The sequence below is a fragment of the Bradyrhizobium sp. B124 genome, assembly GCF_038967635.1.
GTDB lineage: Bacteria > Pseudomonadota > Alphaproteobacteria > Rhizobiales > Xanthobacteraceae > Bradyrhizobium.
Genome location: NZ_CP152413.1, coordinates 6,574,167 through 6,596,422 on the forward strand (window position 1 = coordinate 6,574,167; position 22,256 = coordinate 6,596,422).

Below are 22,256 nucleotides of genomic sequence, written 5' to 3' on the forward strand. Positions count from 1 at the left end.
CCATATGGCGGTCTACACCGACGTTGCCGCCGAAGACCTCGCGGAATTCCTCAAGAGCTACGACATCGGCGAATTGCTCTCCTACAAGGGCATCGCCGAGGGCGTCGAGAATTCGAACTTCCTGCTGCACACCAGCCAGGGCGCCTACATCCTCACGCTCTATGAGAAGCGCGTGGCGGAGGACGACCTGCCGTATTTCCTGTCGCTGATGGCGCATCTCGCTGCGCGCGGGGTGTCGTGCCCGCAGCCGGCGCGCAACCGCAAGGGCGAGGTCTATAGCCGGCTCGCCGGCCGGCCGGCAGCGGTCATCAACTTCCTCGAAGGCGTGTGGCCGCGGCGGCCGAACGTGGCTCATTGCTCCGGCGTCGGCGCGGCGCTGGCCAAGATGCATCTGGCCGGCCGCGACTTTCCGCTGGTCCGCAACAATCCGCTGTCGGTCTCCGGCTGGCGGCCGCTGTTCGATCTTGCCGCGGCGCGGGCCGACAGCGTGCAGCCGGGTCTGCACGACTTCATCGCGCGCGAGCTCGATCATCTCGAGGCTTCGTGGCCGGCGGGCCTTCCGGTCGGCGTGATCCATGCCGACCTGTTTCCCGACAACGTCTTCTTCCTCGGCGACAAGCTTTCGGGCCTGATCGACTTTCCGTTCGCCTGCAACGACATCCTGGCCTACGACGTCGCGATCTGCCTCAACGCCTGGTGCTTCGAGCCGGATCATTCCTTCAACGTCACCAAGGCGCGCGCGCTGCTCAATGCCTATAACCGCGAGCGGCAATTGTCGGCGGCGGAGGAGGCCGCGCTGCCGCTGCTCGCGCGTGGCGCCGCGCTCCGTTTCCTGCTGACGCGCCTGGTCGATTTCCTCAACGTGCCCGCGGGTGCGCTGGTGCAGCCGAAGGACCCGCTGGAATACGTCCGCAAGCTGCGCTTCCACCAGAACGTCGCTGCGATCAACGACTACGGCATCACGCCGGCGGGATGCGTGGCGTGAGCGACAAGCCGCATGTAATTGTCTTTACCGATGGTGCCTGCTCCGGAAACCCCGGACCGGGCGGCTGGGGCGCGATCCTCAGATTCGGCGACGTCGAGAAGGAATTGAAGGGCGGCGAGGCGCACACCACCAACAACCGCATGGAGCTGATGGCGGCGATCTCGGCACTGGAAGCCCTGAAGAAGCCCTGCGTGGTCGACCTCACCACCGACAGCCAGTACGTCCGCCAGGGCATCACCGGATGGATTCACGGCTGGAAGCGCAATGGCTGGCGCACGGCCGACAAGAAGCCGGTGAAGAATGTCGAGCTGTGGCAGCGCCTCGACGCCGCGCTGAAGCCGCACGAGGTGCGCTGGCACTGGATCAAGGGCCATGCCGGCCACGCCGAGAACGAACGCGCCGACGAGCTGGCGCGCGAAGGCGTGGCGATGGCAAGGTTGAAGGGGTAGGCGCACGGTCGCGCCGCGTATCGGCTGCGTAGGGTGGGTAACTGTAGGATGGGTAGAGCGCAGCGAAACCCATCATCTCGATACACGGCACGAAGGCGATGGGTTTCGCTGCGCTCTACCCATCCTACGGACCAGCGATCCCGTCTACCCCCATTCCCACAACTGTCATCGCCAGCGAAAGCGGGCGATCCAGTATTCCAGAGACATCGGTAATTGAAACGAGAGGCCGCGGCGTACTGGATCGCCCGGTCGAGCCGGGCGATGACAGCCAGTAGCTGCGTAGGATGGGTAGAGCGAAGCGAAACCCATCACTCGCCCCGCGCCGCACGAAGCCGATGGGTTTCGCTGCGCTCTACCCATCCTACGGACCAGCGATCCCGGCTACCCCCATTCCCACAACTGTCATCGCCCGCGAAAGCGGGTGATCCAGTATTCCAGAGACATCGGCAATTGAAACGTGAGGCCGCGGCGTACTGGATCGCCCGGTCGAGCCGGGCGATGATAGCCAGTTGCGGCGAAAGCGTCAGCTCAGAGCTGCCCGAGCAGCGTGTCGCCGCCGGAGACCTCGACCTTGCCCGGAGCCGGCTCCTTGTTGAGCTTCTTCACCACGCCGTCCTCGACCAGCATCGAGTAGCGGTGGGAGCGGATGCCGAGGCCGTTGCCGGAGGCGTCGAGCTCCATGCCGATCGCCTTGGCGAAGTCGGCATTGCCGTCGGCCAGGAAGACGGCTTCGTCGCGCTGGTCGGTGTCGCGCTTCCAGGCGTTCATCACGAAGGCGTCGTTGACCGAGACGATCGCGATGGTGTCGACGCCCTTGTTCTTCATGGCATAGGCGTTGAGGAAGATGCTCGGCAGATGCATCTTGTGGCAGGTGCCGGTGTAGGCGCCGGGCACCGCGAACAGGGCGACCTTCTTGCCCTTGAAAATGTCGTCGGTGGTTTTGACCTGCGGACCCTCGGCGGTCATTACGCGAAACTTGGCTTCCGGCAGCTTATCGCCAACATTGATCGTCATCGTTGTTCTCCCTCGGTGAAGCGGAATTGTCTTAAACCCGGCGGTTGGACCGCACAATACGGCCTGCTGCAGGAACGGCAATGCCGAAGCGCAGTCACCGTTCCGTCATCAGCCGGAAAACCCGCCGGCGTCGAGAAAGGCCTGCTCTTCCGCGGTGGTTTCCCGACCCAGCACCCGGTTACGGTGCGGGAAGCGGCCGAACCGGCGGATGATGTCGGCGTGATCCTCGGCATATTTCAGGTTGTCGGGATGGCAATCATATTGCCGGAACAGCGTCACGCAGCGCTGCTGGTCGTCGAGGTCCTCCGAATGCTCGAAAGGCAGGTAGAGGAATTCGCGCAGCACCGGGTCGGTCCGCGCATCGACGCCGCGGTCGATGGCGCGCCTTGCCACGTCGCGCGCCAGCGCGTCACTTGAAAAGGTGCTGGCGTCGCCTCGAAACAGGTTTCGCGGAAACTGGTCGAGCACGATGGTCAGCGCCAGCGCGCCCTCGTCGCTCGCCTCCCATGACGACAACTCGCCGGCAGCCGCCTTCTGCCAGGTGGCAAGGAAGCGGCTGCGGATTTCGGCATCGAAGGTGTCGTCGTGCGTGTACCAGTGGTCACGGCCGGCTTCTCGCCAGAACGCGATGACGTCGGCGGGCGTCGCGATGCGAGCGTCAGTCATGTCCGTCCAACGCCCGCTTGCTCGTCCTTACGCCGCGGCCTTCTTCTCGTCGCGCAGCTCGCGGCGCAGGATCTTGCCGACATTGGTCTTCGGCAGGTCGGCCCTGAACTCGATCTGCTTCGGCACTTTGTAGGCGGTGAGCTGGGTGGCGGCGAACTTGATGATGTCCTCGGCGGTGACGCTCGGGTCCTTCTTGACCACGAAGGCCTTCACCGCCTCGCCGGACTTCGCGTCGGGGACGCCGATCACGGCGCATTCGAGCACGCCCGGATGGCTCGCCAGCACTTCCTCGATCTCGTTCGGATAGACGTTGAAGCCCGACACCAGGATCATGTCCTTCTTGCGGTCGACGATCTTGGTATAGCCCTTCTCGTCCATCACGCCGATGTCGCCGGTGCGGAAATAGCCATCCGCCGTCATCACCTTGGCGGTCTCGTCAGGCCTGTTCCAGTACCCCGACATCACCTGCGGGCCCTTGGCGCAGATTTCGCCGGCTTCGCCGAGCGGCAGTTCATTGCCGTCGTCGTCGCGGATCGAGAGCCAGGTCGAGGGGACCGGAAGGCCGATCGTCCCGGAGAACTCTGTGATCGTCGCGGGATTGCATGTCAGGGTCGGCGAGGTTTCCGACAGCCCATAGCCTTCCGACAACGAGATTCCCGTGACTTTCAGCCATTTCTCCGCGACCGGCTTTTGCGTCGCCATGCCGCCGCCATTGGCGATCTTTAGCTTGGAGAAATCCAGTTTGTCGAAGCCTGGCGTGTTCAACAGGCCATTATAGAGCGTGTTGACTGCCGGAAAAAAGCTGACCTGATATTTCGCCAGCTCCTTGATGAAGCCGGCCATGTCGCGCGGATTGGGGATCAACAGATTGGTGCCGCCGGAGCGCACGCCCAGCAGGTAGCACGCGGTCAGGGCGAAGATGTGATAGAGCGGCAGCGCGCAGACGATCACCATCTGGTCGACGATCGGTGGCTTCTTCAGCGCCGGCTGCAGCCAGGCGTCATTCTGCAGCACGTTGGCGAGCACGTTCTGGTGGATCAGCGTGGCGCCCTTGGAAACGCCCGTGGTGCCGCCGGTGTATTGCAGGAAGGCGACGTCCTGGCGCGTCAGCACCGGCTTGTTGAGCTTCATGCCGCGGCCGGCCGACAGCGCCTCGTTGAAGCTGACCGCACCCGGGATCGACCAGGCCGGCACCATCTTCTTCACCCGGCGCACCACCAGGTTGACGATGACGCCCTTGAAGCCGAGCAGGTCGCCCATGCTGCCGACGATCACCTGCTTCACCGCGGTGTTAGGCAGCACCTTCTGCACGGTGGTGGCGAAGTTCTCCAGCACGATGATCGCTTCCGCGCCGGAATCCTTGAGCTGATGCTCGAGCTCGCGCGGGGTGTAGAGCGGATTGACGTTGACCACGGCATAGCCGGCACGCAGCACGGCGGCGGTCGCTATGGGATATTGCAGCACGTTCGGCATCATCAGCGCGACGCGTGCGCCCTTCTGCAGGCCCTTGCTCTGCAGGTAGGCGCCGAGGGCCGTCGACATCTCGTCGAGCTCGCGATAGGTGATCGCCTTGTCCATGCAAATGAACGCCTTGCGATCGGCGAACTTCTTGAAGCTCTCTTCCAGCAATTCGACCAGCGACGAATATTGCGTGACGTCGATATCGGCGGGCACGCCGGCCGGATAATGCTTGAGCCAGATGCGCTCCATAATGGCTATTCCCTCTCATATAAATTTGGCTGATGTCCCGGATTGCTTCCGGGTTTTCCGACCCTTGACCGTGTCTTGGCCGCGTTATTTCAGGCAGTATTGAGCGATGCCGCGGCCAATGGCAAGCCGCTGCGCGCTATCGACGCATTGGGAGATCGGAGGGGGTGGCGCTCTGCTAGCCTGCCGGCTTGGCGTCGGCCTTCGGCTTCTCGGCCTTGGGCTTCGCAGCAGGCTTTGCCGCCGCCGCCGGCTTGCCGGCAGGCTTTGCAGCGGCAGGCTTGTCCGCGGCGGGCTTCGCAGCTGCGGCATCCGGCTTGGCGTTGGCGTGACGCACCGGCTTGGCCGCCGGCCTGTTGTCCGACCTGGAGGCGCTCTTGCTGTCACCCTTGGCGTCATCAGCCGCATCGGACTTCTTGCCGGCGACACGGGTGTGCTTGCCCTTGGCGCGCTTGGCCGGCTGCAGCTTCTCGGTGTCGGCGTCGACCGCGGCGATCAATGCAGCGCCGGTCTTGGTCGGTCCCGTATAAACCACGACCGGTTCGGACGCCGCCGCCGGCTGCGCCAGCAGGTCGGCCGGTTTTGTCGGCATCGCGGCCTGCAGGCCCGAGGCGAAGAAGCTCACGCCGCTGTCGCCGTTGGTGCTCGCGCCGGCGCTGGCCACGGTGTCTTCTCCGTCCTCGTCGCTGGCGGGTCGCTTGTGCTTGGCGCCGCACATCTCCTCGCGCAGGTTCGGCGGGGTGGAATCGATCGGCACCAGATTGTCGACGGTGCCGAGCGAGGGCCGCAGCCACGCCAGCCCGTTATTGGCAAAGCCGCGATCCAAAAGCTGCGCGGCGCGGATCGCGCGCATGCGGCCCGAGGAGGCGCCGAGCACCACGGCGATCAGCCGCTTGCCGTCGCGCGTCGCCGACGCCACGAGATTGTAGCCGGAGGCGCAGATGAAGCCGGTCTTGAAGCCGTCGGCGCCGGGATAGCGGCCGATCAGCTTGTTGAAGTTCTGGGTGATGCGGCGGCCGAAGCGGATCGACGGGATGTGGACGAAATACTCGTATTCCGGCAGGTCGCGGATGATGGCGCGGGCGAGGATGGCCATGTCGCGCGCCGAGGTGATCTGGCCGTCGGCGGGCAGGCCGTTCGGGTTGACGTAGCTCGTTTGCGTCATGCCGAGCTTCTGCGCGGTCTGGTTCATTTCGCCGGCAAAGCCGTCGATCGAGCCGCCGATGCCCTCGGCCAACACCACGGCCATGTCGTTGGCCGACTTCACCAGCATCATCTTGAGCGCGTTGTCGACGGTGACCTGGGTGCCGGGCCGAAGCCCCATCTTCGAGGGCGACTGCGATGACGCGGTCGGCGACACCGTGAGCAGCGTGTCGAGCGACAACCGGCCATCCTTGACCGCCTTCAGCGCCACATAGGCGGTCATCAGCTTGCTGAGCGAGGCCGGATACCACGGCATCGTGGCGTTGTCGGCCTGCAGCACCTTCCCGGTATCGGCCTCGACGACCAGCAGCGCCTCGGCCTGCGCGATCTGCGGCGTTGCGATGGCGAGCATCGCGACGGCCAAAATCCATTTCAACGACGGGCGCAGCGGGCGAGGAAAATACACGACGGTTCCGGTCCTTTGAGACCCGCCTTCGAGAAGGAGGTCTTGCGATGTGACGTACGGGTTTCAAGCGTGTCCGGCGCCGCATTGCGGCGATGCAAACCTATACCGGCTTGCCAGCTGAGAACAGAGGCCGGCCAATTATATCGTGGACGAAATCGGCTGAATTTCGGCAGCCGCCTCAGTTGGAAAGGGGAGAATTATGGTGCCTCGATGCCGGCGCGCGCCTGGTCCTGGACCATGAACTGGGCCCGCGCGAGTTCGGCAAAACGCCCGCCTTTCGCCACCAGTTCATCGAAAGTTCCGCTTTCGATCACCCGTCCCTGGTCGAACAACAGGATGCGGGTGGCGTAGCGGATGGTCGAGAGACGATGCGCGATCACGAAGGTGGTGCGGCCCTTCATCACTTCGTCGAGAGCAGCATTCACCTTGGCTTCGGTGACGGCGTCGAGCGCGCTGGTTGCCTCGTCGAGGATCAGGATCGGCGGATCCTTGAGCAGCGCACGCGCAATCGATAGCCGCTGCCGCTCGCCGCCGGACAGCATGCGGCCACGCTCGCCGGCATGGGTGTCGAACTTCTTCTCGCTGCGCTCGATGAAATCCAGCGCCTGTGCGCGCGCCGCGGCGATGCGCAGCTCCTCATCGGTCGCATCGGGCTTGCCGACGCGCAGATTGTCGGCGAGCGAGCGGTTGAACAGCAGCGCCTCCTGGAACACCACGCCGATGTTCCGCCGCAGCGCGGTCAGCTTCAGAGCACGTATGTCCATACCGTCGATCTCGATGATGCCGGATTGCGGATCGAACGCCCGATGCAGCAGCGCGATCGCGGTGGATTTGCCGGCGCCGGTCGAGCCGACCAGCGCGATGGTCTGGCCGGGCAATGCGGTGAAGGTGAGGTCCTCGATCGCCGGCCGCTTGCCGTCATAGGAGAACGAGACGTCGTTGAACTCGACCAGCCCGGACAGCCGGCCGGGATCGACCGCGCCCGGACGGTCGCGCACCGCCGGCACCGCATCGAGCACGTCGAAGAATTCCTGCAGGCGCGGCGCTTCCATGAACACATTGTTGATGAAGCTGACCACCTGCTCGAGCTTCTGGATCAGCATGGTGGCGAACGAGACGAACATCACGATCTCGCCGACCGTGGTGAGGCCCTCGTTGTGGAGCGCGATGCCGACCGTGAAGATCGCAAGCACCGTGATGGTGGTCGAGGCGCGCGTGATCACGGTGACCAGCGCCCACCATGACAGCACCGGCATCTGCACTGCGAGCAGCTTGTCGGCGACGTAGCGCAGGCCCTGCACCTCGGAATCGATCCGCACGAAGCTCTGCACCAGCGCGACATTGCCGAGCGCGTCGGAGGCGCGCGCCGAAAGGTCGCTGTAATAGGCCTCGACCTCGCTCTGCATGCCGTAGGTCTTGCGCACCACCAGCGTGGTCAGCACGGTGAACACGACACAGAGCGCGAACAGCAGGATCGCCAGCCGCCAGTTGATGTAGAGCGCGAGCGGCAGCAGCACGATCAGCGATATGATGGCGGCGAAATGCTCGCGGAAGAAGCCGAGCCAGAGCCGCCACAGCGCATCGGTGCCGTTCAGCATCACCTTCATCAGCCGTCCGGAATGGGTGCCGGAGTGGAAGGTCAGCGGCAGCTGCAGGATGTGCTCGAAATAATCCGTCAGCACGGCCTGGCGCTGGCGGTGTGCGAGCCGGTCGGCCTGCAACGCGACGATCGCGCTGCAGCCGATCGTGAACAGGCCGAACGCCGCCCAGGCCGCGAGCAGCGGCCAAGCCGAGGAGGTCGCAAACAGCCCGGTGACCGGCCGGCCCGACAGCACGTCGACGATCTTGCCGAACAGCACCGGCTCGGCGAATTGCGCAGCGGCGAGCAGCATGTTGGCGGCGGCCAGGATCCAGCCGAGCCGCGCCTCCTTGCCGAGCAGTTCGAGGACGCGGGTATAGAGGCGGAGCATGGACATGCCGGCGGGACTCGTCAGCGGTGGGCGCCCGGTCAGGCGGGACGCAATTTAATCAGGGTTCGGGATGCAGGGCTAGCGGGCGATGACGCATCGCGCTCCGCGCTTTGCCGGGCATGACGACTGCGCAGAGGGCGACTTTCAATTCACCAGCCGGCCATCGATCGGCGGCAGGAATTGGTCGTCGAAGATGTCGGCAGCGTGCGGCCGCTTCTGGAATTTGAAGTCCTCCGCGAGCTGGTCGAGCGATCGCTCGAAGCGCTCCGCCTCGATGCCGCCGAGGCCGTCGCGCTTCACCTCCCCGGTCAGGATGTTGTCGCGGATGATGGCGCCCAGCCGCTCGAGCTCCAGGTCGCGCGAACCGCCATCCATCCGGCTCACCACCTCGCTCGCCGCGCGGGCCGGGTCCTTGACCGCGAGGTTGGTGCCGCCGATCACCGCGCGCACGAACCCTTTCACCGCGTCCGGCTTCGCCGCCGCAAGGCGCGGGCTGACGATCACGGCAAAGCCATAGGCTTCGCAGCCATAGTCGGCGAAGCGCAGCACCGCGAGATCGTCGGCGGGCACGCCGCGATCGCGCAGATTGATTGCCGAGAGATAGGAGAAGCCGGTTACGGCATCGATTTGGCCTGCGGAAAGCATCGGCTCGCGCACCGCCGCGCTGATCGTGCTCTGCTTCACGCTCGCGAGCTTGATGCCGTTCTGCTTGGCGACCGCGGGCCACAGCCGGATCGAAAGATCGCCCTCGGCGACGCCGAGGTTCTTGCCCTGGATGTCGGTCAGTGCCTTGATGCCCCGGCTCTTGCGGGCAATGATCGCATAAGGCGCCTGGTTGAACAGCACGAACACCGCCTTGACCGGGGCAGCACCTGGCTTGTCGCGAAAGCGGATCAGCGAGTTGATGTCGACGAGGGCGAAATCGCTTGAGCCGTCGGCGACGCGCGCGATGGCGTCCGCCGAGCTGGTGGCGACGTTGGTGCCGACCGCAAGGCCCTCGGCGCTGAACAGGCCGCCGGCCGACGCCATCACGAATGGGGCCGCGGCAGCATCAAGCGGACGGTCGAGCGTGAACTGGATGGTGAGCGGCTGCGGCGCATCGCCGGCTCGCAGCGGTGTGACGGCCGGCCACACGCCGCCCAAAAGGCCGATCATGCCGGCCAGTATCCAGCGGAGAACGGTGGTCCGACTTACCTGCATCATGACATCCGGGAGGCGAGACAAAGTGCCGCGCCGGCTGCGCCTGCTTCATGACATCGAATGCGCCAGGGCAGGGTGCAATTCAAGCATCAATTTCAAGCGTTATTTGCCGGCATCCTGCCCCAGGCAAGGTGAACGGCCGATGACTGCCTCGATTTCACCTCAGGTTGTTCAGCTTGCATTCGGTTTGGGGAACCTAATCTAGAGGCAGTGGTTAGCTCACCAGGGCCCGTCGGGCCGGCTTCCATAAAGGATGACTACAATGTTTGCGCGAAAGGGTGTTTTTTCGTCCATTGGCCGCGCAGCCACATTGGCAACGGTTGCCGCGGTGGCGTTGACGGTCGTTGAGCCGACGATGGCGTTCGCAGGCTCTGCTCCGGCGGGTAAGGCGGCCGCCGTGACCACATCGCACGGCACGACCAGCGCGACCGATATCAGCGCGCGCCGTCGCTACTATCGTGGCGGAGGCGGTGGTGCGGCCGCTGCGGCCGTGTTCGCCGGGATCGTCGGCACGGGTCTGGCGATCGCCGCAACCCAGAACCGTCGCGACTATTACGACTCCTATGGCTACGACAGCGGCCCGGGCTACTACGGTGGTCCCGCCTATTATGGTGGTGGCCCGGCCTATTACGGCGGCGGACCGTATTATGGTTATCACGGCTATTACGGGCACCGCTCGGCACTGCCCTATACGCCGTACTGACACCGTCGTCGGTTCTCAGAACTGTCACAAAGGATCGGATCCACCGGCTGCGAGGCCGGTGGATTTTTCGTCGTCGGCTCGCCCGTTAACACGCTGGCGACGCGTTTCGACTAGGCTCGTAGGATGAGTGATTCGATCGAGCGGCTTTACCAGGCGGTGATCGTGGCCAAGGATCTTGATCCGGCTACGTCGCGCACGGCACGGCTGTTCCAGCGCGGGCCGGCCAAGATGGCCAAGAAGCTCGCCGAGGAAGCGGTCGAGGTCGTGATCGACGCCGTCAGCGGCAAGCCGGACGCCGTCGTCCGCGAGAGCGCGGACCTGCTCTACAATCTCACCGTTCTGTGGGCATCGGCCGGCGTGAAGCCGGGGGATGTGTGGCGCGAGATGGAGCGGCGCGAGCGGCTGCTCGGGATCGCCGAGAAGCTGCCGAAGTCGCCAGTTAAGCTGCCCAAGACCGCGCCCGTTCCGGTGGTTCGGCGTCGAATTGTCGCGCTGGAGAACCGGCTGCGCAAACGGCAGTCGTAAATCAACCAAATTCGATCCATTCCCGGCATGGACAAATCCGCTCCATGATGGTTCATCGCGCCCATGTTGAAACGGATTTACGACTGGTGCGTCGCGGCGGCCGACAAGCCCTACGCACTCTGGATTCTCGCGGCCGTCGCCTTCGCCGAGAGCTCCTTCTTCCCGATCCCTCCTGACATCATGCTGTTGCCGATGTCGTTGGCGCGGCCGAAGCGGGCCTGGTGGTTCGCGGCCGTCTGCACCGTCGCGTCGGTCGCCGGCGGCGTGCTCGGCTACGCGATCGGCGCGCTGCTCTACGACTCGCTCGGACAATGGCTGATCCATCTCTATGGCCTCTCCGACAAGGTCGACGCGTTCCGCGCCTCCTATGCCGAATGGGGTGCCGTGATCATCCTCGTGAAGGGGCTGACGCCGATCCCCTACAAGCTCGTGACGATCACGTCGGGCTTTGCCGGCTACAACATCTGGCTGTTCATCCTGTGCTCGATCGTCGCACGCGGCGGCCGCTTCTTCTTTGTCGCGGTGCTGCTCAACCGCTATGGCGATGTCATCCGCGCCGAGCTCGAGAAGCGGCTCGGCCTGTGGGTCGCGATCGGCGCGATCGTGCTGGTGCTGGGCTTTGTTGTCGCATTCAAGCTGATCTGACCAAAGTTCTAGCTGTTCGCGTCTTTGCTCGCGGACAGCTTCGGACTACGGTCGCTGCGTTGGCTGATGGAATCGACGACCGGTGAACCTCGCGAGACTCAATCCCGCCAAGGCATGCGTTGCGATGGCGGGCCTTGCGCTGTCGATGGCGCTGGCTGCGACCGACAGCGCACGGGCGCAGACTGCGCCGCCCGCACTCGGCGTGCAATCGCCGGCGCAGCAGCCTGCTGAGTCTCCGCAGCAACAACAGATCGAGCTGCCGCCGGCGCCGGTCGAGCGCGAGAATCCCGGGCTGATCAACGAAATCGGAAAGCTGTTCGAGAAGTCGAAGTCGGCGCTGCCGTCGTTGAAGAGCCCCGGCGAGACCATCAACGATCTGTCGAACATCGCGCGCCCCTCGACGATGGTGACCGGGCGCGCGGCCTGCGTGGTGGCCTCGAACGGCGCGCCGGACTGCAAGATCGGCGCCGACCGGCTGTGCCAGAGCAAGGGGTTCAAGGAAGGCAAGAGCATCGATACCGACGCCTCCGAGAAATGCTCGCCGCTGGTCTATCTGCCGGGCCACAAGCGCGGGCCGAACGACTGCAAGACGGAGAATTTCGTGACACGGGCGGTCTGCCAATAAAGGTGGTCGAAACCGCATCTGGGATGCCAGATGTGCCCGAGAACACGGCGTCTGGATGAGGTTTTGTCATCCTTTTTGCAGCGCCGTAACGCAATACTTGACACTGGAAAGATTGCCTTGTTGGTATGACGGTCAGCATCGAGACCAACCAACTTGAGGATCCGCCGCCAATGTCCATGCCTGCTCTGTTCAAGGGCCGCCTGTCTCTTCCCGTGATCGGGGCACCGCTGTTCATCATCTCGGTTCCCGACCTCGTCATCGCCCAGTGCAAGGCTGGCGTGGTCGGCTCGTTTCCGTCGCTGAACGCGCGGCCGCCGGAACTGCTCGACGAATGGCTGTACCGGATCAAGGAAGAGCTTGCCGCCTACGACAAGGCGCATCCGGAACGGCCCTCAGCGCCGTTCGCGGTGAACCAGATCGTGCACAAGTCGAACAATCGGCTCGATCACGACATGGCGCTTTGCGAGAAGCACAAGGTGCCGATGATCATCTCCTCGCTCGGCGCGCGCGAGGAGCTGAACCAGGCCGTCCACGGCTGGGGCGGCATCGTGTTCCACGACGTGATCAACCAGAAGTTCGCGCACAAGGCGATCGAGAAGGGCGCCGACGGTCTGATCCTGGTTGCGGCCGGCGCCGGCGGTCATGCCGGCACGCTGTCGCCGTTCCCGTTCGTGTCGGAGACGCGGCAGTGGTTCGACGGGCCGATCGCGCTGTCGGGCACCATCGCCAATGGCCGCGCCATTCGCGCAGCGCGCATCATCGGCGCCGACTTCGCCTATATCGGCTCCGCCTTCATCGCGACCAAAGAGGCGAATGCGGTCGAGGGCTACAAGAGCATGATCACCAATTCGTCCGCCGAGGACATCGTCTACTCCAATCTGTTCACCGGCGTGCACGGCAATTACCTGAAGCCGTCGATCGTCGCCGCCGGCATGGATCCGGAAAACCTGCCGACCTCCGATCCCTCGAAGATGAGCTTCGGCACTGACTCGTCGGGCGAGCGCGCCAAGCCGAAGGCCTGGAAGGAGATCTGGGGCTCCGGCCAAGGCGTCGGCAGCATCTCCAAGGTGGTGCCCGCGGCCGAGCTGATCGCCCGCTTCAAGAAAGAGTATGACGAAGCGGTCGATCCGGCGCTTGCTTGATGGAGCCGATCTTTCGCGTTGACGGCGACCGCGTCGTCACCAGTCCGGATGCCGCGGGTCCATGGGACCCGCGGATGCAGCACGGTTCCGCGCCGGCGGCGCTGGTGGTGTGGGCCGCAGAAGCCATCCCCACGCCGGCGCCGATGCGGATCGCGCGGGTCACGATCGACCTGATGCGTCCGGTGCCGGTGGCGCCGCTGACGGTCTCGAGCGAGATCCTGCGCGACGGCCGCAAGATCCAGCTCTGCGGCGTCAGACTGCTCGCCGACGGCGTTCTCGTCGTCTCGGCCACCGTGCTCAAGATCAAGCAGCAGGCGGCCGAGCTGCCGCCGGATGTCGCGGCCCTTCCGGTCGATCTGTCGGGCCCCGACGAAAGCATCGTCGAGCCGGGTAACCTCGCGAATAGTCCGTTCGTGAAAAACATCTCGATGCGCGCCGCGCGTGGCCGCTTCGGCGTGCTGGGCCCGGGCGCGATCTGGTTCCGCGTCAACCAGCCGCTGATCGCAGGCGTCGCCGTTTCGCAGGCGATGCGTGCAGTAGTCGCCTCGGATTTCTCCAACGGCGTTTCGCCGGCACTCGATTTCAGCCAGTGGACCTTCATCAACGCCGATCTCACCGTGAGTCTGGCGCGCGAGCCGGTCGGCGACTGGGTCCTGCTCGACAGCGAGTCCTGGATCGGGCCTGACGGCGCAGGGCTTGCGATGTCGCGGCTCGCCGACCAGCGCGGCTATTTCGGCCGTACCGTCCAGAGCCTCGTGATCGAGCGGCGCTAGCGCCGGGCCGGTTTCAGCCGCCACAATGGAGAGAAGGGCAGCCCGCAGCGGCCGCCCCTGTGCAAAAATACCCCTGCGCGTCCGGAACGGTTGGCGGCACCAACGAGTTTTGGTCTCGTTAGGGGGTGTCATGACGCGCATCGATCTCGCCGCCGGTTTCCTGGCCAAGGCCGTCCGGCGGCCCCGTGCGTTGCGGGTGGCCGGTATCGGCGCTCCGGAGCGGCCCGGAGCCACGCGGTGAAGCCCGGCCCGTCCTCGGAACGCGCGGTCATCCTCGCCGCGAGCGAGCGGGACGCCGTCAAGACTGCCCACCTGATCAAGGAAGCCGGCTACTACGCCAACATCTGCGGCGACCTCGCCGAGTTCGAGCACCAGGTCGCAAGCGGGGCGGGCCTTGCCATTATTGCCGATGAGGCGATCAGGACCGCCGACCTTGTCGGCCTGACGCGCTGGCTGAACGAGCAGCCGTCATGGTCGGATTTTCCCATCGTGCTGATGAGCGAGAAGGGCGGGCCCGAGCGCAATCCCGAAGCGGCGCGGCTCGGCCGCGCGCTCGGCAATGTCACCTTCATCGAGCGGCCGTTCCATCCAACCACGCTGGTGAGCCTGGTCGCCGCGGCGGTGCGCGGCCGCCGCCGCCAGTACCAGACCCGCCAGATACTGGAAGACCTGACTGAGAGCGAAGACCTGTTGCAGACCGCGCTCGATGCCGGCCATCTCGGCGCGCTCGAACTTCATCTGCCGGATTTCGAGCTCGAGGCGTCGCCGACCTGCAAGACATTCTTCGGGCGCAAGCCTCGCGGCCCCTTCACCTATCAGGATCTGCTCGAAGCGGTGCATCCCGATGACCGCGCCCGCCGCAGCGAAATTGTCGAGCAAACGCTGCGCACCGGCGCGGATTACCGGATCGAGTATCGCAACATCTGGCCCGACGGCACCCAGCACTGGGTCGATGTCCGCGCCCGCGCGGTGCGCCGGCCCGACGGCAGCATCCGATCGCTGGTCGGGGTCTGCTCCGACATCACCGCGCGCAAGACCGCGGAGATCGAGCGCGAAGCGCTGCTGACACAGCTCGCCGCGGAGCGCACCGCGCTTGCCGAGCTCACCGCGACGCTGGAGCAGCGGGTCGAACAGCGCACCGCCGACCTGATGAAGGAGGTCGCCGCGCGCGAGAGGGCGCAGGAACAGCTCCGCCATGCGCAGAAGATGGAGGCGATCGGCCAGCTTACCGGCGGCGTCGCGCACGACTTCAACAATCTGCTGATGGCCGTGATGGGCAATCTCGATCTGCTGCGCAAGCGGATGCCGGAGGACCCGCGCCTGCGCCGGCTGGTCGATGGCGCGTTGCAGGGTGCCGAGCGCGGTGCCTCGCTGACGCAGCGGCTATTGGCATTCGCACGGCAGCAGGATCTGCGCGCGGTGCCGGTCGATCTCGGCGCGCTGGTGCGCGACATGAGTGAGTTACTCGAGCGCTCGCTCGGGCCGCGCATCACGCTGCGGCTCGACATCCCGGACGGACTGCCGGCGGCCTGCGTCGATACCAACCAGCTCGAGCTTGCGGTGCTCAACCTTGCGATCAATGCGCGCGATGCGATGCCGGATGGTGGCGTGATCGAAATCCGTCTCGCGGCCTGGCAGGCCAAAAACGATCCCGCGCTGCAGCCGGGCAGCTACCTGAAACTGTCGGTGGTCGACAGCGGCACCGGTATGTCGCCGGACGTGCTGAAGCGGGCGATCGAGCCGTTCTTCTCGTCAAAGCCGGTGGGCAAGGGGACCGGTCTCGGCCTGTCGATGGTGCACGGGCTCGCGGTGCAGCTCGGCGGCACGCTGCAGCTGTCGAGCGCGGTCGGCAAGGGCACCACGGCGGTGCTGGTGCTGCCGGTCGCGACAACAGCGCCGGCGGTCGAGAGCCCGGCGCCGGCGGCGCAGAAAATCAAGCGATCGGCGGTGATCCTGCTGGTCGACGACGATCCACTGATCGCGATGTCGACCATGGAGATGCTGGAGGACCTCGGCCATCGCGTGATCGGCGCCAGTTCCGGACCGCACGCGCTCGATATCCTCAGGAGCGACCAGGAGATCGACCTGATGATGACCGATCACGTGATGCCCGGCATGACCGGCCTCGAACTGGCCGCAGCCTCGCGCGAGGTGCGCCCGCATCTCGTCGTGCTGCTCGCCACCGGCTATGCCGAACTGCCCGACGGCACACAGGTCGACCTGCCGCGGCTGGCCAAGCCCTACCACCAGGATCAGCTGCGCGAGCGGCTCGATCAGCTGCTGGGGCAGGGGGCTGGGCAGCTCCCTCCCGTCGCAAGTCCCAGCGCTCTCTCCCCGTCACCCTGAGGAGCCGCGAAGCGGCGTCTCGAAGGGCGGCGGCCCGGTTGTTGCCGCGGTAGGCTGGACGCGCGCTGAAATATCGGGGCCGTGCATCCTTCGAGGCGCGCAATCGCGCGCATCTCAGGATGACGGGGAAGGATTGGTGTTCGCAGCTCTTTGTCTACGTCATTGCGAGCGAAGCGGAGCTATCCATGTCTCGTCTCGGGGAAGTTGGATTGCTTCGTCGCTGTCGTTCCTCGCAATGACGAATGCGGCGTGAACGTCACCCCACCATGCGGTCGCGGCCGGACCAGAAGCGCGCCTTCAGCACCTTCTTGTCGACCTTGCCGACGCCGGTCATCGGCAGCTCCTTGACGAACTGGATCTGCTTCGGTGCGTGCGCCGAGCCCTTCTTTGCCTTCACGAGGCTGATCAGCTCGTCGGCGTCGGGCACAGCGCCCTCGCGTGCCACCACGACGGCGGTGACGGCCTCGCCCCATTTGTCGTCGGGCACGCCGACCACCGCGACCATCGCGACGTCGGCGTGCTGCGACAAGACATCCTCGACTTCGCGTGGAAAGATGTTGAAGCCGCCGGAGACGATCATGTCCTTCTTGCGGTCGAGGATGAACATGTAGCCGCGCTCGTCCTTGCGGGCGATGTCGCCGGTGTGCAGCCAGCCGCTCTTCAGGGTCTCCGCCGTGATGTCGGGCCGCTTCCAGTATTCGGCCATCACATGCGTGGCGCGCACGCAGATCTCGCCGGCCTCGCCGGTCGCGACCTCCTGGTCGTCCTGATCGAGGATATTCACCTGGCAGGCGGTGATCGGGAAGCCGCAGGACAGGAACAGCTCCGGCGTCTTCGGGTCATGGTCCGCCTTGCGCAGCACCGAGACCGGGTAGCATTCGGTCTGGCCATAAAGCTGCGAGAACACCGGGCCGATCCGCTCGATGCCCTCGACCAGCCGGCTCGGAGACATCGCGGAGGCGCCGTAGAGCAACAGCTCGAGCGAGGAGAGGTCGGTTTTGGGCAGCGCTGGATGATCCAGCATCACATAGATCATGGTCGGCACGAACAGCGTGAAGTTGATCTTCTCGCGCTCGATGGTCTTGAACACGGCTTCCGGATCGAACCCCTTCAGCATGTGCACGGTGCCGCCGCGCATCAGCGTCGGCAGCACCTTGGTGCCGGCGACATGGCTGATCGGCGCCACCGTCAGGTAGCGCGGCGTCTCCGGAATCTCGAAGTCGGCGAGGATGGCGGCGGCGAAGCCGCCATATTCGCGGTGATAGCGCAGCGCGCCCTTGGATTTGCCGGTCGTGCCGCCGGTGTAGTTCAGGGTCGAGATGTCGTCCTCGCGGGCGAAGTTTTTCGCGGTCGCGCTGCCGGCATCCTCGACTACCTGCAACAGGTCGGCGCCGTAATCCGCCGGGCCGAGCGTGAACACGGTCTTCAGGCCGGCGGCCTTGGCGGCGAGCTCGCCGCCACGATCGCGAAACGTGATGCCGTCGACGATCAGCATCTCGGCCTCGGAGTCCTCGATCTGGAACAGCTGGTCGTCGAGCGAGCCGAGCGGGTGCAGCCAGGTGATCGCGAGCCGCGACAATTGCGCGGCGACGCCGGCGCACCAGCTGTCGGCGCGGTTGGCGGTGAGCAGCGCGACGCGGGTGCCCGGCGCAAAGCCGAGCCGCATGAACACGCTCTGCATCCGTCCGATCAAATCGGTCGCGCCCTGATAGCTGAGCGAGCCGCCCGGCCAGGCGAAGGCCGTGCGCGACGGGTAGCGCGCCAGCGCCCGCAAGGTCTGCTCGCACACTGCCGGAAATGCATAGAGCGGATTGCTCATCTCGTTGTCCCTCCTGCCTTTGTCTTTGGCTTCTCTCGTGCCAATGTTGGCGATAACGCTAACACAATGATGCAGGGAAGAAACAACTTGTCCGCTGATCCTCTCGCGCGTTTTCGCAATCGCCTTCGGTTGCCGCTGATCGCAGCGCCGATGTTTCTGGTGTCGGGCGTCGAGCTGGTGGTAGCTGCCTGCCGCAATGGCGTGATCGGCTCGTTTCCGACGGTGAATTGCCGTGAGACGGAACAGCTCGATGCGTGGCTCGGCGACATCGCGCGCCGCCTGCAGGCGCATGCCGACGCGAGCGGCACGGCGGCTGCGCCGATCTGCCCGAACCTGATCGTGCACCGCTCCAACACGCGGCTGGCGCAGGATCTCGCGGTGCTGCTGCGGCACAAGCCCGAGCTTGTGATCACCTCGGTCGGCTCGCCGGCGCCGGTGCTCGCACCTCTGCACGATGCCGGCGCAGCGGTGTTCGCCGACGTCGCCTCGATCCGTCATGCCGAGCGCGCGGTCGCGGCCGGCGCCGACGGGCTCGTGCTGCTCACGGCGGGCGCCGGCGGGCAGACCGGCTGGCTCAATCCGTTCGTGTTCGTCCGTGCGGTGCGTGCATTCTTCGACGGCCCGATCGTGCTGGCCGGCGGCATCAGCGACGGCCACGCGCTGCGCGCCGCGGAGGCGCTTGGCTGCGATCTCGCCTACATGGGTACCAAGTTCATCGCGACGCGCGAGAGCATGGCGGACGCGAGGTACAAGCAGATGCTGGTCGACTCTAGCGCTGATGACATCTTGCTCACGACGGCCTTCACGGGCCTGCAGACCAACATGCTGCGGCCCTCGATCGAGGCCGCCGGCCTCGATCCCGACGACCTGCCGGCGCGCGGCGCGATCGACATCGGCAAGGATATCGACATCGGCGCCCGCGAAAGCCGGCCGAAGCGCTGGCGCGACATCTGGAGCGGCGGTCATTCCACCTCAGGGGTGACCGGGGTGCTCGCGGTCGATGATCTCTTGGCCCAGACGCTCGCGGAGTACGAGGTGGCGAGCGCGCGGGTGCGGCTCGTCTGACCGATCAAGTCCCGCCTGTCCGCTTAACGCGGCATTAACCATGCCAGTCCCAACTATGCACCAGGGATGGTCCGCCAGCCGCGGCTGGCCGCCCGGCAGTTGTGGGAATGCGACATGGCTTTTGAGGCGCTCTTCGCCAGGGATTCGGCCAAGACCCCGGCATCGCTCGACGATCTCCGGACCCGCGTGTTCTACGCCCTGCAGCGGCATCCGCTGTGCCGTCAGGTCGAATTCGACATCGTCAGCACGCCGCGCACCCGCCGCACCAACTGGACGGTCAGCCTGCACTCGGTCCAGCCCGGTGCCCTCTGGACGGCACATGAGATCGTGGCCGACATCCAGGAAGCCTATGAGCTTGACGCCGCGGCCTGATTTTCGGGCCGTTTCGGGACGATTTCACCTATTTGGCGCTGTCACGGCACGGTAACGCCGCATTTCTCGCGCAGTTTGCGGCAACACCGGCCGGGAATGGAGTAGTTTTTGACCAGAGCCATCACCCTCGCCGCGCTGACCTGCTTCCTCCTCGCCGGCGCCGCGATAACAGCCATTTTGGGCCGTGACAGCCTGCCCGCGGCGCAGGCCGACATTGGTCCGGTCGCCAATCGCGCCAGCAAGCAGGACAAGCTTGCGGTCACGACGCTCGCGACGGCCGCCTTCGAGGCGCCACGGCCGGCCGAGCCTCCCGCCAGTCCGTCACCGCTCCTGCTGCGGGCGCAAGCCGCGATCCCGGGCGCGACCGATATTGTGCGCCAGGCCTATGCCTCCGCCGAGCCTGCCGATATCGGCCTGCCGAAGATCAATGACCCCGTCGATGCGGCCCAGCCGCAGATCGCCGAGCCCGCCGCACCGGCGCCGGCCGCCCCCGCCGCGCTGCCGAAGCCCAAGGCGGCCGCCAAGCCGGCGCCGCAGAAGACCTACGCCCTGCTCAGCGATGCGCAGATCGCCGGCATCAAGGATCGGCTCAAGCTGTCGTCATCGCAGGAGTATTACTGGCCGGCGGTCGAGACTGCGCTGCGCGCCGTCGCGCGCAAGATCCACGCCAAGCGCCAGGGCGATCCCGCATCGGGAACCATGCCGATCGATCCCGACTCCGAGGAAGTCCAGCAGCTGAAGTCGGCGGCGATGCCGCTGCTGTTCCAGCTCCGCGAGGATCAGAAGAACGAGGTCCGCTCGCTGGCGCGCCTGATCGGCCTCGAACGCGTCGCTTCGATGATCTGAGCGCAAGGGTCGGCCGCGCCGACCTGCTGTCGGCGTGTTCTAGTGGGCCTCCAGCGGACGCAGCTTGTCCACCTTGCCCTGGGTTTCGACCAGCAGTTGCTTCATGAAGTCCTTGTTGCGCTTGAGCCATGGCTCCAGCGTCTGCCGTACATCGCCCGGCGACTTCTTCTCGATGGCCTGCGCAAGCCGGGTCTGAAACGTCCCCCAATCCTTGAACATCTCCTTCAAGAGAGAATCGTCGGAGATGTTGATCGTCGACTTGATATCGCCGACGGTCTCGAGCTCGCGCATGTTGCCCTGTCGCAGGATCGAATCGAGGTTTTCCAGGCATTCGTGGTAGCGCTGCAGCAGATCGTCCCATCGCTTGGCGCTGAAATCATCGTCCAGGTTCTCGACCGCGTTGTACAGCGGCTCGAGAAACGACCATCGGAAGCGCCGCGCCAGTCGCAGCAGGATTGAGAGGAAGACGATGTCCTTCGGCATGTTCTGCGCGACCATCAGTCTTGGATCCTCGCTGAATGGCGGCATCGGCACGAAGATGATGACGACCGAGAACGGCGTGTTGTCGAGATATTCGAGCCGGGCGATGACCGGTTGATACAGCTTCAAATCGCGGAAGATCGGACTGAGGACCTGCTCGCGGTTTCGCCGGCTGGCAATGTCCACGTCGGAGAACGAGTTCGCGACGTAGCTCGTCAACTCGTCGAGCCAGGCGCCACTGTCATACCGGTTTTGTGCGCTGAGCAGGTCGTCCCAGTCGAGATCAGCCGCGTCGGGGCCGGACAGCAGCGTGGTGGTGGCGGGATCCGCCTCCAGCCTGGCATCCGTCAGGAATCCGCGCGCACGGTCTGACGGCGGCAATGCCTTCAGCGCATCGGCCTTCTGCCGGAACGACAATTCGTCGCTGAACACGATGCGAAGCCGCAGACGAAACAGCTCTTCCGGGCGGGTGATCTGCATGAACTGCGCGTGCAGGTCCTTCACCGCCTCGTTGAAGTCGCGGGCGTGATTGGCGTTCAGTTTCGGCCGCAGCGGCACGGCACCGAAGGTCGGCCGCACGAACAGATCTTCGAGAAACCGCCGGACCTCGTCCTCGCCGATCCCGTAAAACTCGTTCTCTGCCAGCATCGGAAACGAGGGTGTGCTATCGACCGAGAACCACAGCACCTTTGACATGAGCTTCAGCGCGCGTTTGTAGCCATCGAACTGGGCGATCTCGGACGCGCACCACGTCCAGTTGTGCTCGGCATTGGTGTGAATGAAGATCAGGCAGTCGGCCTTCGCCGTGTTGTCGATCATCCATTGCCGCCATTCCGTGCCTCCGGGAATTTCCTCGCACACGAAGCATTCCACCGAACGCTGACCGTCCAGGCTGCTGAGATATTCGAGCCGCGCCTTCAACAGGCGCGCGAGAAATCTGTCTTCGGCGCGATGGCTGATAAAGACCGAGAAATCATTTGGCATGGCAAAATCCGATCTGCATGAACTTGATGCGACGGCTGGCCGTGTCTCATCGGCCGAATGCCGCGGCTGCACGTCCTGCCGCGGACAGAATGATAGCTCGTCTCTGAAATCTGCGATCGCCGGGCGCGAAAAAGAAAAACCGCCAGCCAGTGATGTATCTCACTATACCTTAGGGTGTGCCATGTGCAAGATACCCAGGGAACCGGCTCGCGATGCTTGTCGTGCTCCGATGCGGACTGGCTAAAATTTTTCGAAACTCAGCTGATGTGTCGATTTGAATGCATCGCTTCATTTCATGGCCTGGCGCCGTTCGCGCCTGGACGCACGACCA

The 22,256-nt window shown here is 65.1% G+C and carries 20 protein-coding genes; 12 read left to right on the plus strand and 8 right to left on the minus strand.

All coding sequences use genetic code 11. The features are described 5' to 3' along the window. The first annotated feature begins 4 nt into the window (after positions 1 to 4). Positions 5 to 985, plus strand: coding sequence for a homoserine kinase (locus AAFG13_RS31235; protein WP_342709184.1), 981 nt, complete (start codon positions 5 to 7; stop codon positions 983 to 985). After that, the gene (gene rnhA / locus AAFG13_RS31240) at positions 973 to 1,434 is read left to right on the plus strand and encodes a ribonuclease HI (protein WP_171947839.1); all 462 of its coding nucleotides are present in this window, start codon (positions 973 to 975) and stop codon (positions 1,432 to 1,434) included. The genes AAFG13_RS31235 and rnhA overlap by 13 nt, the downstream gene beginning before the upstream one ends. A gap of 528 nt (positions 1,435 to 1,962) precedes the next feature. On the opposite strand, the gene AAFG13_RS31245 is transcribed toward rnhA, so the two are convergent. The 6 genes from AAFG13_RS31245 to AAFG13_RS31270 form a co-directional block, all read right to left on the minus strand. Next, positions 1,963 to 2,448: a peroxiredoxin gene (locus AAFG13_RS31245; RefSeq protein WP_050419364.1), complete on the minus strand. Its 486-nt coding sequence runs from the start codon at positions 2,446 to 2,448 to the stop codon at positions 1,963 to 1,965. A gap of 108 nt (positions 2,449 to 2,556) precedes the next feature. Continuing rightward, a complete protein-coding gene (locus AAFG13_RS31250; RefSeq protein WP_342709185.1) occupies positions 2,557 to 3,114 on the minus strand; it encodes a DUF924 family protein in 558 nt (185 codons plus the stop codon). Between the two features lie 27 nt (positions 3,115 to 3,141). Continuing rightward, a complete protein-coding gene (locus AAFG13_RS31255; RefSeq protein ID WP_212314118.1) occupies positions 3,142 to 4,824 on the minus strand; it encodes a long-chain fatty acid--CoA ligase in 1,683 nt (560 codons plus the stop codon). Positions 4,825 to 4,999: 175 nt separating this feature from the next. Further along, complete coding sequence (locus AAFG13_RS31260; protein ID WP_342709186.1) at positions 5,000 to 6,430, minus strand: D-alanyl-D-alanine carboxypeptidase family protein; 1,431 nt, start codon at positions 6,428 to 6,430, stop codon at positions 5,000 to 5,002. A gap of 197 nt (positions 6,431 to 6,627) precedes the next feature. Next, positions 6,628 to 8,406, minus strand: a complete 1,779-nt coding sequence (locus AAFG13_RS31265; RefSeq protein WP_212314116.1) for a glucan ABC transporter ATP-binding protein/ permease — start codon at positions 8,404 to 8,406, stop codon at positions 6,628 to 6,630. A 138-nt stretch (positions 8,407 to 8,544) separates the two neighbouring features. Beyond that, positions 8,545 to 9,555: an ABC transporter substrate-binding protein gene (locus AAFG13_RS31270; protein ID WP_342709187.1), complete on the minus strand. Its 1,011-nt coding sequence runs from the start codon at positions 9,553 to 9,555 to the stop codon at positions 8,545 to 8,547. Positions 9,556 to 9,862: 307 nt separating this feature from the next. Between AAFG13_RS31270 and AAFG13_RS31275 the strand changes: the two genes are divergently transcribed. The 7 genes from AAFG13_RS31275 (at position 9,863) to AAFG13_RS31305 (ending at position 16,359) form a co-directional block, all read left to right on the plus strand. Further along, positions 9,863 to 10,303: a hypothetical protein gene (locus AAFG13_RS31275; protein WP_342709188.1), complete on the plus strand. Its 441-nt coding sequence runs from the start codon at positions 9,863 to 9,865 to the stop codon at positions 10,301 to 10,303. Between the two features lie 123 nt (positions 10,304 to 10,426). Continuing rightward, positions 10,427 to 10,828, plus strand: a complete 402-nt coding sequence (gene hisE, locus AAFG13_RS31280; RefSeq protein ID WP_173643796.1) for a phosphoribosyl-ATP diphosphatase — start codon at positions 10,427 to 10,429, stop codon at positions 10,826 to 10,828. A 63-nt stretch (positions 10,829 to 10,891) separates the two neighbouring features. Next, a complete protein-coding gene (locus AAFG13_RS31285) occupies positions 10,892 to 11,473 on the plus strand; it encodes a YqaA family protein (protein ID WP_212314108.1) in 582 nt (193 codons plus the stop codon). A gap of 124 nt (positions 11,474 to 11,597) precedes the next feature. After that, positions 11,598 to 12,098: a hypothetical protein gene (locus AAFG13_RS31290; RefSeq protein WP_212314356.1), complete on the plus strand. Its 501-nt coding sequence runs from the start codon at positions 11,598 to 11,600 to the stop codon at positions 12,096 to 12,098. Positions 12,099 to 12,268: 170 nt separating this feature from the next. Continuing rightward, the gene (locus AAFG13_RS31295; RefSeq protein ID WP_342709189.1) at positions 12,269 to 13,240 is read left to right on the plus strand and encodes a nitronate monooxygenase family protein; all 972 of its coding nucleotides are present in this window, start codon (positions 12,269 to 12,271) and stop codon (positions 13,238 to 13,240) included. Then, a complete protein-coding gene (locus tag AAFG13_RS31300; RefSeq protein ID WP_342709190.1) occupies positions 13,240 to 14,013 on the plus strand; it encodes a thioesterase family protein in 774 nt (257 codons plus the stop codon). Before AAFG13_RS31295 ends, AAFG13_RS31300 begins: the two co-directional genes overlap by 1 nt. A 237-nt stretch (positions 14,014 to 14,250) precedes the next feature. After that, positions 14,251 to 16,359, plus strand: coding sequence for an ATP-binding protein (locus AAFG13_RS31305; protein ID WP_342709191.1), 2,109 nt, complete (start codon positions 14,251 to 14,253; stop codon positions 16,357 to 16,359). Between the two features lie 256 nt (positions 16,360 to 16,615). Here the strand turns inward: AAFG13_RS31305 and AAFG13_RS31310 are convergent, their stop codons facing one another. Beyond that, positions 16,616 to 18,178 carry an AMP-binding protein gene (locus AAFG13_RS31310; RefSeq protein WP_342709192.1) on the minus strand — a complete coding sequence of 521 codons (1,563 nt, stop codon included), beginning with the start codon at positions 18,176 to 18,178 and terminating at the stop codon, positions 16,616 to 16,618. An 87-nt stretch (positions 18,179 to 18,265) separates the two neighbouring features. Between AAFG13_RS31310 and AAFG13_RS31315 the strand changes: the two genes are divergently transcribed. The 3 genes from AAFG13_RS31315 to AAFG13_RS31325 all read left to right on the plus strand — a co-directional run bounded on the left by AAFG13_RS31315 (position 18,266) and on the right by AAFG13_RS31325 (position 20,461). After that, complete coding sequence (locus AAFG13_RS31315) at positions 18,266 to 19,243, plus strand: nitronate monooxygenase (protein WP_342709193.1); 978 nt, start codon at positions 18,266 to 18,268, stop codon at positions 19,241 to 19,243. A 114-nt stretch (positions 19,244 to 19,357) separates the two neighbouring features. Beyond that, the gene (locus AAFG13_RS31320; RefSeq protein WP_212314100.1) at positions 19,358 to 19,615 is read left to right on the plus strand and encodes a hypothetical protein; all 258 of its coding nucleotides are present in this window, start codon (positions 19,358 to 19,360) and stop codon (positions 19,613 to 19,615) included. A gap of 108 nt (positions 19,616 to 19,723) precedes the next feature. After that, positions 19,724 to 20,461 (plus strand): hypothetical protein, encoded by a 738-nt coding sequence (locus AAFG13_RS31325; protein WP_212314099.1) that lies wholly within the window; start codon positions 19,724 to 19,726, stop codon positions 20,459 to 20,461. A 39-nt stretch (positions 20,462 to 20,500) separates the two neighbouring features. On the opposite strand, the gene AAFG13_RS31330 is transcribed toward AAFG13_RS31325, so the two are convergent. After that, positions 20,501 to 21,925, minus strand: coding sequence for a toll/interleukin-1 receptor domain-containing protein (locus AAFG13_RS31330; protein WP_342709194.1), 1,425 nt, complete (start codon positions 21,923 to 21,925; stop codon positions 20,501 to 20,503). Positions 21,926 to 22,256 lie beyond the last annotated feature (331 nt).